10 protein-coding genes and 2 pseudogenes are annotated in these 10,177 nt (G+C 70.0%); 7 read left to right on the top strand and 5 right to left on the bottom strand.

What is annotated here, in order from left to right:
• Positions 1-114: 114 nt before the first annotated feature.
• The 7 genes and pseudogenes from ABZ656_RS52895 to ABZ656_RS52865 form a co-directional block, all read left to right on the top strand.
• Positions 115-297: pseudogene (locus tag ABZ656_RS52895) on the top strand (SsgA family sporulation/cell division regulator); the annotation flags it as partial.
• Between the two features lie 100 nt (positions 298-397).
• The gene (locus ABZ656_RS52890; protein ID WP_360279213.1) at positions 398-553 is read left to right on the top strand and encodes a hypothetical protein; all 156 of its coding nucleotides are present in this window, start codon (positions 398-400) and stop codon (positions 551-553) included.
• Between the two features lie 100 nt (positions 554-653).
• On the top strand, positions 654-3,584 hold the full coding sequence (locus ABZ656_RS52885; protein ID WP_360279207.1) for an FAD-binding and (Fe-S)-binding domain-containing protein: 2,931 nt from the start codon (positions 654-656) through the stop codon (positions 3,582-3,584).
• A 141-nt stretch (positions 3,585-3,725) separates the two neighbouring features.
• Positions 3,726-4,568 carry a fumarylacetoacetate hydrolase family protein gene (locus ABZ656_RS52880; RefSeq protein ID WP_075028070.1) on the top strand — a complete coding sequence of 281 codons (843 nt, stop codon included), beginning with the start codon at positions 3,726-3,728 and terminating at the stop codon, positions 4,566-4,568.
• A gap of 122 nt (positions 4,569-4,690) precedes the next feature.
• Complete coding sequence (locus tag ABZ656_RS52875) at positions 4,691-5,662, top strand: hypothetical protein (RefSeq protein WP_101404105.1); 972 nt, start codon at positions 4,691-4,693, stop codon at positions 5,660-5,662.
• Between the two features lie 154 nt (positions 5,663-5,816).
• Positions 5,817-6,326, top strand: coding sequence for a MaoC family dehydratase (locus ABZ656_RS52870; protein WP_075028071.1), 510 nt, complete (start codon positions 5,817-5,819; stop codon positions 6,324-6,326).
• A gap of 130 nt (positions 6,327-6,456) precedes the next feature.
• Positions 6,457-7,107 carry a DUF4232 domain-containing protein gene (locus tag ABZ656_RS52865; RefSeq protein ID WP_360279202.1) on the top strand — a complete coding sequence of 217 codons (651 nt, stop codon included), beginning with the start codon at positions 6,457-6,459 and terminating at the stop codon, positions 7,105-7,107.
• A gap of 401 nt (positions 7,108-7,508) precedes the next feature.
• Here the strand turns inward: ABZ656_RS52865 and ABZ656_RS52860 are convergent, their stop codons facing one another.
• The 5 genes and pseudogenes from ABZ656_RS52860 to ABZ656_RS52840 form a co-directional block, all read right to left on the bottom strand.
• Entirely contained in the window at positions 7,509-7,760 is a 252-nt protein-coding gene (locus tag ABZ656_RS52860; protein WP_360279210.1) for a WhiB family transcriptional regulator, read from the bottom strand.
• Between the two features lie 28 nt (positions 7,761-7,788).
• The gene (locus ABZ656_RS52855) at positions 7,789-8,499 is read right to left on the bottom strand and encodes a ferredoxin reductase (protein ID WP_101403236.1); all 711 of its coding nucleotides are present in this window, start codon (positions 8,497-8,499) and stop codon (positions 7,789-7,791) included.
• 2 nt (positions 8,500-8,501) lie between these two features.
• On the bottom strand, positions 8,502-9,101 hold the full coding sequence (locus ABZ656_RS52850) for a sulfite oxidase-like oxidoreductase (protein ID WP_075028076.1): 600 nt from the start codon (positions 9,099-9,101) through the stop codon (positions 8,502-8,504).
• Between the two features lie 159 nt (positions 9,102-9,260).
• The gene (locus ABZ656_RS52845; RefSeq protein ID WP_101403237.1) at positions 9,261-9,980 is read right to left on the bottom strand and encodes an alpha/beta hydrolase; all 720 of its coding nucleotides are present in this window, start codon (positions 9,978-9,980) and stop codon (positions 9,261-9,263) included.
• 21 nt (positions 9,981-10,001) lie between these two features.
• A pseudogene (locus ABZ656_RS52840) lies at positions 10,002-10,177 on the bottom strand (esterase); the annotation flags it as partial.

The raw sequence follows: 10,177 nt of genomic DNA, 5'->3' as shown, positions 1-10,177 counted from the left end.
TCGTACTGGATGTACTCGGGTCTGGGCCCGGTGCGGCGAGAGTGCGTGCATGGCGTCGCGGGGCAGGCGGGAATTTGACGACAGGGCCTAGGGCACCAGCGATCAGGGGACGTCATGAGTCAGTCTTCTTCCGGTGCAGCAGCCGGGTTCTCGGTCACCCACGAGGCGGTGGTGCATGCCTGCGTGCCGGACGAACGACCGGTACCGCTGCCTGCGAAGCTGCGCTACGACAGCACCGACCCCTACGCCGTGCGTCTGTCCCTCGGCGTGCCGTCGACCGGCACGGTCGACCGGGTCTTCGCCCGCAGCCTCCTGTCGGAGGGCCTGTGCCGGACGGTGGGCGTCGGAGACGTACATCCCCAGGCATCGCTGCCATCCGGCCTCTCTGTGCATCGTCGTGAGGTCCCCCGCCGGGGCGGCGCTGCTGGAGATCGTGGTGTCGGCGGCCACCACCATTCTGGAGGCGCCCCACCTGGTGGTGCCTCCCGGCGCGGAGGAACTCGGCATAGACCTGGACCGCGTCGGCGCCGAACTCATGCCAGGGAGTGAGTGAGGAACCAACGGCAACAGCGGGCCACGAAAAGCAAAAAGCAAATGGCGCGGTGTGGAGCGCGGCCCTGGGTCGGGATTTCTGCAATGGGATGGAGAGTTACGTGGCACTGTTCGAGCCGGAACCGGGAAAACTGCGACCGAGGAATATCGAGAGCCCGGCCGTCGACCGGGTGACCGACGACAGGGCGTCCGGGACGCCGGACTCCCTGCGGGAGGATCTGGCCCGTCTGCTGGGTCCCCGGAAGGTGCTGCACTCGCTCTCCGACCTGGTGAAGTACGCCTCGGACGCCAGCCCTTACCGCTTCGTGCCCAAGGTGGTCGTGATCGCCGAGAGCGTCGAGGACGTGGCCGCGGTGCTGCGGTACGCCCATGAGCACCGGCGTGAGATCGTCTTCCGGGCGGCCGGGACCTCGCTGAACGGCCAGGCGCAGGGCAAGGACATCCTGGTCGACGTGCGCCGCCACTGGACCGGCGTCGAGGTGCTCGACGACGGTGCCAGGGCGAGGATCAAACCCGGCACGACCGTGGGACGCGCCAACATCACGCTGTCCCGGTACGGCCGGCTGATGGGCCCGGACCCGGCCAGTTCCCGTGCATGCACCGTCGGAGGGGTCGTCGCCAACAACGCCTCGGGCATGACTGCCGGGGTCACCCGCAACTCCTACCGCCTGCTCTCCTCCGCCACCGTTGTTCTGCCGTCGGGCACGGTCGTCGACACCGCGGCTCCGGACGCCGACGCACTGCTGCGGAAGGCCGAGCCCGAGCTGTGCGAGGGGCTGCTGCTGGTGAAGGCCGAGATCGAGAGCGACAGCCTGCTGGTCGCCCGGATTCGCGCGAAGTACGAGCTGAAGAACACCAACGGCTACCGTCTCGACGCCTTCCTGGACGGATCGACCCCGGTGGAGATCCTGCGCGGGCTGATGGTCGGCTCCCAGGGCACTCTGGGCTTCATCGCCGAGACGGTGTTCAAGACGGTCTTTCTGGACCGTCTCACCCACACGGCGCTGCTGTTCTTCCCGGACCTCGCGGCCGCCGCGGCGGCGGTGTCGCTGTTCAACGGTGCCGGGGCCCGAGCCGTCGAACTGATGGACGGAAACACCCTGCGTGCCTGCGCGAGCGTGGACGGCGTTCCCGCGGACTGGGCCGACCTGCCCCAGGAGACCGCTGCCCTGCTGGTGGAGTTCCGCGCCCCGGACGAATCGGCCCACCGGGCCAACCAGCAGGCCGCCGCCGGTGTCCTTGAGAAGCTGACGCTGGTGGCCCCGGTGGCGTCCGTCAGCAACCGCTTCATCGAGGACCCGGGCACGATCGGCACGTACTGGCACGCCCGTGAGGCGTTCATGACGGCGGTGGGCAAGGCGCGGCCGGCCGGGTCGACGCTGATCACCGAGGACTTCGCCGTGCCGCCGTCGCGGCTGGCGGAAGCCTGCGAGGCCCTGTCCGAACTGCAGCGCCGGCATGGCTTCGACGCCGCGGTCGCCGGCCACGCGGCGCACGGCAACCTGCACTTCCTGCTCGCCTTCGACGCCGCTCGCCGTGAGGATGTCCAGCGTTACGCGGCCTTCATGGACGAGTTCTGCACCATGGTCGTGCGCCGATTCGACGGCTCGCTCAAGGCGGAGCACGCCACGGGCCGGAACATGACGCCGTTCCTCGAGATGGAGTGGGGTGGCCGGGCGACCGAGCTGATGTGGCGGGTCAAGCAGATCCTCGACCCGGGGGGAGTACTGGCTCCCGGGGTGGTGCTCAACCGCGACGCCCGAGCCCATCTGCAGGGTCTCAAGACCATCCCCGTCATCGAGGAGATCGCCGATTCCTGCATCGAGTGCGGTTTCTGCGAGCCGGTCTGCCCGAGCCGCGATCTCACCACCACACCACGTCAACGGATCGTGCTACGGCGCGAGATGATGCGCCAGCCGGTCGGTTCGGCTGCCATGGACAGCCTGCTGGAGTCCTACGGATACGACGCGGTCGACACCTGTGCCGGGGATTCGACCTGCAAAACAGCGTGCCCGGTGGGGATCGACACCGGCGCCATGATGAAGAGGTTCCGCCACCAGCGGCATTCCGACCGGGAGGAGCGGAACGCGGCCCGGGTCGCGGAGCGCTTCTCCCTCGTGGAGTCGTCGGTGCGGACCGCCCTCGGTGTCGCGGACCATGTCAGCGACCGGGTCCTACAGAGCGTCACCTCGGCGGTGCGGAAGGCCATTTCGCCCGACCTGGTGCCCGAATGGCTGCCCGGCATACCGTCCTCCGCGAGTCGGCGGCTGCCCCGCACGGACCGGCGGACCGCCGTCGCCGTCTACTACGTGGCCTGCGTCAACCGGATCTTCGCGGGACCGCACGGCATCGACGGGCCGTCCCTGCCAGAGGCGGTCGTCGAGGTCTCCCGCCGGGCCGGGCGGCCGGTCTGGATACCGCCGGACACGGCCGGGTCCTGCTGCGCGACCATCTGGCACTCCAAGGGGTACGACGCCGGCAACACGGTCATGGCGAACCGCATCGTGGAGCGGGCCTGGGAGTGGACCGACGGCGGACGCCTGCCGCTCATCGTCGACGCGTCGTCCTGCACGCTCGGCATCGGGCAGGAGGTCGGACCGTACCTGACGCCCGAGAACTACCGGAAGCACCAGGCTCTCACCGTCGTGGACTCGATCGTCTGGGCCGCCACCGAGCTGCTGCCGCACCTGAAGGTGACCGACCGGATCGACAGCGCGGTGATACATCCCACCTGTTCGATGCGGCACCTGGGCGATGTCGAGCAGCTCCTCGCAGTCGCGCGGTTCGTCGCGCACGACGTCCGCGTGCCCGTCTACGCGGAGTGCTGCGGCTTCGCCGGTGACCGGGGACTTCTGCACAAGGAGCTGACCGAGGCGGCGACGGCGCATGAAGCCGAGGAGGTCGCTTCGGGCGCGTTCGACGCCCATCTGTCGGCCAACCGCACGTGTGAGATCGGCATGGAACACGTCACCGGCCGCCCGTACCACTCCGCGCTGCTCGCGCTCGAGCGCGCCACCCGACCCATCGACTGAGCGCTGGCGTGGCGCGCCAGTCCCCGCACGGCGCAGCAAGCCCACGCAGCGCCGGGTCGACAGGCCGCCGCTGCGGCCGTGTTCAGGAGAGGACCGACACGCGTCTGTCCCCACAACCCGCATCGCACCCCGGAGCGCACCTTGCGTATAGCCAATCTCGCCGGCCGTCTGATGGTGGTCACCGCCGACCGGGCGGTCGACGTCCAGAAGGCCAGCGGCGATCTCTTCTCCTCGGACCCGCAAGCGGTCTATTCCCGCTGGGCGGAGTTCCGTGCCTGGGCCGATCAGGCCGATCTCGGCGGCGGTGTCCCCTTCGACCCGGCGGATCTCGGCGCACCGTCACCGGCGCCCCGTCAACTGCTCGCCATCGGCCTGAACTACCGCGAGCACGTCGCCGAGGCGGGATTCACCACGCCCGAGGGCATGCCACCGGTCTTCACCAAGTACGCGACCAGCATCACCGGCCCGGTGACCGAGGTGGCACTGCCGGAGGGCGGCCACACCGACTGGGAGGTGGAACTGGTGGTGGTCATCGGCCGCGACGCGTACCGGGTGTCCGAAGCCGATGCCTGGAGTCACGTCGCGGGCCTGACGGTCGGCCAGGACATCTCTGAGCGCGTCATCCAGATGGCCGGGCCGGCTCCCCAGTTCAGCCTCGGCAAGTCCTGTCCGGGCTTCGCTCCGATGGGCCCCTGGCTGGTCACCCCGGACGAGTTCGACAACCCCGACGATCTGGAGCTGACCTGCGCCATCAATGGTGAGGAGGTGCAGCGCGGCCGCACCCGGCACCTCATCTTCTCCGTCCCGGCCCTCATCGCCAAGCTGTCCGGGGTGCTCCCGCTGCTTCCGGGAGACGTCATCTTCACCGGCACTCCTGCCGGTGTCGGTCTCGGCCGCTCGCCGCAGCGCTGGCTGGCCGCCGGCGACGAACTGGTCAGCGTCATCCAGGGCATCGGCGAACTGCGTCAACGGTTCGTCGGCTGACCACATACGAGCGAATCCCGACGTGAATCCGATCAAGCGGCCACTCGGCGCCGCGCACCCCTGCAATCAGGGGAAAGCAGACGTATCGCCGAGCAGGAAGCAACAGAATGGAAGAGAAACACATGCCAAGAAGCCTGAACGGTACGCGGATCGGCCTCCTGGCCGTGGCCGTGGCGACGACCCTCGCCATGACTGCCCCAGGCCCGGCGACCGCGGCCACCGCCCCCGTATCGCACGTCCACTTCGTGTCGCATCTGAACATGGCCGAGGGACAGCGGCCGGAGAACATAACTCTGGAACCCGGCGGCGGCGCCGATGTCACCTTCGCGTTCAGCCGCCAGGTCGCCCGGGTCGGCCCCGATGGCCAGGTGCACGTCCTCGCAACCCTGCCGGCGCCTCCGGCCGGCGCCGGCACCCCCGTCCTCTCCTCACCGTTCCTCGGCGGGATCGTCCGGGCACACGACGGAACGCTGTACTTCCTGTACGCCACCGGCAACAGCGACCTGACCGGCCTGTGGCGCCTTCGCCCGGGCGGCACCCCGGAGCGCATCGCCGCGCTCCCGGCCGACAGCCTGCCCAACGGTCTTGCCCTCGACGAGCAGAGCGGCCTGCTGTATGCGGCCGACTCGGTCCTCGGCACGGTCTGGCGGGTTCCGATCACCGGGGGCACGCCCATCAAGTGGGCCACCGCGCCCGAGCTGGAAGCCGCCGGCTTCCTGGGAGCCAACGGCATCAAGATCCACAAGGGTGCGGCCTGGGTGTCCAACCTGGACAAGGGCACCGTACTGCGCATCCCGATCACCCGCCACGGCGCCGCCGGTCCCATCGAGACCCGGGCCACCGGCCTCGTCAACATCGACGACATCGCGTTCACGGGCGCCGGTGACACCCTGCTGGCCGCGATCAACGCGGACAACGAGGTCGCCCTGGTCAGGCCGGACGGAAGCCACACCACGGTGCTGACCGCCGCCGACGGGCTGGAGAACCCGACCTCACTCGCCGTACGGGGCACCACGGCCTACATCGCCAACGGCGCCTACTTCACCAACAACGACCCCAACCTCCTCGCCGCCCGGATCACTCCTGGCGAGTAGGGCGGCCCGGGGCGGTGCCGCCGGAGCCGCCCCGGGCCGGACGCCGGACGTCCGCCGTCTGCGGTCGGCGGCCCTCGACGGCGCCGAGGTCAAGGAGAGGCACGTCGCTGGAGAGCCGGATACACGAAGAAGCACCGAGCGAGAGGACCATGTGATGGAGAAGCAGAACACAGAGCCGCAGACGGCCGTCGCACCGGCCGAGTTCGACCCCGACGCGTTCCTGGTCGTACCGGCCAGGACGTTCGAGGACCTGCGCATCGGCGAGGTCTTCCGGGCCCCCAGCCGCACCCTGACGGACGCTCATGCCGCGGCCTTCCAGACGGTCTCCGCGGACAATCACCCGGTGCACTACGACGCCGAGTGGGCGCGCAAGCACGGACACTCCGCGCCAGTGGTACACGGTCTCCAGGTGCTGGCGTTCACCGCACCGGGCGCCACCTTGTTCCCGCACTTCATCGGCGAGGTGTTCGTCAGCTTCCTCGAGGTGTCCTGCACCTTCCTGGCCGAGGTGCACTCCGGGGACACCCTGTACCCGGCGCTCACCGTCACCGGCCTGGAGCCGAAGGGCAGCAACGGCATCGTGGTCACAGCAGCCACCATCCACAACCAGCGCGGCCAACTCGTCCTGTCCGGGCAGCACAAGTACCTGCTACGGCGTCAGTAGGCCGTACAGAACGGCCGAACGGCCCGGCGTTCCTGCGTGCGACAGGACCCGTCCCCCGGTAACGACCATGCGGGCCGTTACCGGGGGACGCGCATGACAGCCCATCCGACAACACCGAAGAAGGTAGAACATGACGCACCGTAGCGCTGTGCCCGCCGCACTCGCCTGCTGCGCCGCGCTGGCAGCCGCGCTGACTGGTTGTACGAGCACCGGCACGGGCAGCGCCGCAGCCGGCAGCCCGGCTCCGAGCAACTCCGGAAATCCGTCGTCGGCCACCGGCTCGGGGTCCGCCGACGCTGGTACCGCCAGCCCGTCGGACGGACCGACGCCGGCCGCGTCCGCCGCTCAGGAGCCGACGGCGACCAGATGCCGCAGCTCCGAACTGCGGGCGTCCATCGGCCCGGACCACCCGGGAGCCGGGCAGGAGAACTTCGCCGTCATCTTGACCAATGGCTCCCACCGCACCTGCACGATGTACGGATTCCCTGGTGTGGCGTTCGTCAACAGTGCCGGCGAGGCTGTCACCCCGGACCCCGAGCGGACCACCGGGCAGGAGCGACGGATCGTGACGCTTGCCCCCGGAGCGAGCGCGTGGTCGGCGCTGGTCTTCACCAATCCGGCGATCTCCGGGGTCACCACCGTGACACCCGCGGCCGTACTCGTTACCCCGCCCGACGAGACGGTGCCGGTCAGAGTCCGCTGGACCGGCGGCAAGGTCTCCAACACGGGTAAGGCGTCGGTTCCTCAAGTGAGTCCCGTCAGGCCGGGCGACGGCAGCTGACTCCCCCCGGCCAACACCCTGGGGTCGACCGCGCCGTCAACTGCCGTTCGCCAGTGGGCCCACAACTACCCGGTTACCCGCGCGGTGGTGGGCTGTGCCGGGGAGACCGCGGCGCGGGCAGGCGGCGCGGAGGCGTCAAGCGGTTCGGTGAGCCCCGAAAGAGTTCCGGTCAGCGTCAGGAGACGTGCCACGGCCGAGGAACGTCACCGCGCAGAGGCCGGCGGTGGGCGTTCGGAACTGACGGCGCAGATGGGCAGTGAGTGCGGCTTCGAAGTGCGGGGCGGTGGCCAGGCCGATCTCCCCGCGGACGAAGAGGATCACGCCGCCCGGGGTGTACAGGGTGACCGCCCGAAGCGGCAGCGGCTGGAAACGTACGGCGGGTACAGTCGATCGGTCCGCGCTCAGAGCGTGTCCGAGTCGGTGGCGGTGATGGTCCGCTGCCGTTCGGTCATGCCGCCCCAGACCCCGAAGCGCTGGTGGGTCCTCTGCGCGAAGGCGGCGCACTGGTCGAGCACCGGGCAGGACCGGCAGATACGCAGGGCCCGCTGCTCGCGGTGGCGCCGGGCGGGGCCACGTTCGCCGGTGGGCGAGAAGAACACGGTCGAAGCCATGCCTTGGCAGGCCGCGTCGGCCTGCCAAGGCCAGGCATCCAGAAGGGGGACAACGCGCCGCCACTCATGGTCAGCCGAAACGTTCGGTGCGGATCGCGGCCGGGTCCCACCGCATGTCGATCAGCAGATTGCTTACGGATTCGACGAAGCCGGTGGGCCCGCAGACGTAAACGGGGCTGTCCGGCTGGAGCTGTGCCGCCTGCTTGTCCAGGTCGCCCCGGGTGACGCGGCCGGGCCCGCGCGTGCTGCCCGGCAGGGCCCGCCGGGTGTACACGATGCGGACGTCGAGCTGCGGGTCCCGGTCGGCCAGGTGGTCGCGGTACCAGACCTCGTCGGGGGTGCGCGCGCAGTACAGCAGGTGGAAAGGGCTGCGCGTCCCTGTCCCGCTGCGTGCGCGGATCATTGCTGCCAGCGGGACGACGCCGGAGCCGCCGGCCACCAGTAGCACCGGCTCGGTCTGTTCGGGCCGCCAGACGAACCAGTTGCCGAGCGGCCCGCGCAGTTCCACGTCGGCGCCCGGCGGCAGGTCGTGAGCCAGGTAAGGGGAGACCTCACCGTCGGGCACGGCTTGCACGCCCAGTTCGATGCGGTCGCCGTCGGCGGGTGCGGCCAGGGAGTAACTGCGCACCGTCTGGTAGCCGTCGTCGGCGGTGAGCCGCACGTCGACGTGCTGGCCGGGCAGGTGGCCGGGCCAGCCGGGAACAGTGAAGACCAGGGAACGGGCCGTAGCGGTCTGGGGGCGGCGCTCGACGAGGCGCGCGGTGCGCCAGGCGATGCCCATGGTCAGTCGCCCCAGTTGCGCTGCTCGCGCCACGGGTCGCCGTGGTTGTGGTATCCGATGGACTCCCAGAAGCCTGGCTCGTCTTCGAGCGTGAGTTCAAGTCCGCGCACCCACTTGGCCGACTTCCAGAAGTACAGATGCGGCACGAGCAGCCGGGCGGGTCCGCCGTGCTCGGGTGGGAGCGGGTTGCCGTCGTACGTGTGGGCAATCCAGGCCTTGCCGTCGAGGAGTTCATCGAGCGGCATGTTGGTGGTGTAGCCGCCATGGCTGTGGACGACGACGTGGTCCGCGGCCGTCTCGACGTCGTCGAAGAAGGCATTGACGGGGACGCCACGCCAGTGCGTGTCGAATTTGGACCACCGGGTGACGCAATGAATGTCGGTCACCGTCTCCTGCTGGGGAAGAGCCATCATCTCCTCCCAGGTCCAGCGGTGCGTGCGTCCCTGCTCCGTGGTCACCGTGAAGGCCCAGGTGTCCATGGGGATGCGGGGCGTGGGGCCCGCCGACAGCACGGGAAACTGCTCCGTCGGGTATTGGCCGGGAGGCAGGCGGTCCGCCAGGGGACGGGCACGCCCGCGAAAGCCAGGTGAGAAGGAGTTCATGCGTCATCTCCTGAATTCGTGGGGCGCCAAGAGCCGGATGCGGTTGTCGCCTGCGTGCCCGTATCGACCCGCAACCGGTGCATCGCAGGAGGACCGGAAACGGGGCCGCGCGGACGCGGTACGGGGGAGTCCGTCCGCGCGGCTGCCTGTTCCGCCTGGTCAGCTCGTGGCGCGTACCGCGTCCAGGATCAGGTCGGCGACCTCCTTCGGCTGGGACACGGCGACCGCGTGCGATGCACCGTCGATCTCGACGACGGTCGCCCCGGCGCGCTTCGCGCCGAAACGCTCGACCTCGGGGTTGATCGCGTGGTCGGCGCCGGCCACGAGCGCCCAGGAGGGCTTGGTCTTCCACGCGGCCGCGGTGGCCGTCTCCGCGAAGGCCCCGGCGGCGAGCGGACGCTGCGCCACCGCCAGGATCTTGGTGACGGGAGCGGGGACGTCGGCGGCGAAGACGTCCGGGAAGGCCTCGGGCGTGATGGTGACCTCGACCGCGGGATCCGCGCCCTCGACGGGGTACGTCGCCTGCTTCAGGTTGCTGACCAGCGGGCTGTCGGGGAACCGGCCCTGCAGCTCGCCGAGGCTCTCGCCTTCTTCGAGGACGTAGGCCGCTATGTAGACCAGACCGACGACGTTCTCGGTGGTGCCGGCCACGGTGATGAGCGCACCGCCGTAGGAGTGGCCGACCAGGATGACGGGGCCGTCGATCTGGGCGGCCACGGAGGCGATGTACGCGGCGTCGGAAGCCAGTCCGCGCAGCGGGTTGGGCGGGGCCACGACGGCAATGCCGCGGCTCTGCAACTCGGCGATGACCCCGGACCAGCTGGCCGCGTCGGCGAAGGCGCCGTGGACGAGAACGACGGTGGGGGTGGAGGTAGTCATGTCAGGGTTCTCTCTTCGGGTTCAGGCGCTGTGAAGGGCGGTGCGCAGGGCGCCGGTGGCCAGCGTGATGGCGGCCTCGGCGGCGTGGGTCTCGCGCAGGGCGTTGAGCATCACGAAGTCGTGGATGATGCCCTGGAAGCGCACGGCGGTGACCGGGACGCCGGCCTCGCGGAGCTTGTTCGCGTAGGCCTCGCCCT

The sequence above is a fragment of the Streptomyces sp. NPDC007095 genome (assembly GCF_040634475.1).
In the GTDB taxonomy this organism is placed as follows: domain Bacteria; phylum Actinomycetota; class Actinomycetes; order Streptomycetales; family Streptomycetaceae; genus Streptomyces.
This window is presented reverse-complemented; position numbering and strand designations above follow the sequence as displayed.

Coding starts and splice junctions, on each gene's coding strand:
- ABZ656_RS52875 (WP_101404105.1), top strand. CDS start 4,691: ATGCCAAGAAGCCTGAACGGTACGCGGATCGGCCTCCTGGCCGTGGCC.
- ABZ656_RS52870 (WP_075028071.1), top strand. CDS start 5,817: ATGGAGAAGCAGAACACAGAGCCGCAGACGGCCGTCGCACCGGCCGAG.
- ABZ656_RS52865 (WP_360279202.1), top strand. CDS start 6,457: ATGACGCACCGTAGCGCTGTGCCCGCCGCACTCGCCTGCTGCGCCGCG.
- ABZ656_RS52855 (WP_101403236.1), bottom strand. CDS start 8,499: ATGGGCATCGCCTGGCGCACCGCGCGCCTCGTCGAGCGCCGCCCCCAG.
- ABZ656_RS52850 (WP_075028076.1), bottom strand. CDS start 9,101: ATGAACTCCTTCTCACCTGGCTTTCGCGGGCGTGCCCGTCCCCTGGCG.
- ABZ656_RS52845 (WP_101403237.1), bottom strand. CDS start 9,980: ATGACTACCTCCACCCCCACCGTCGTTCTCGTCCACGGCGCCTTCGCC.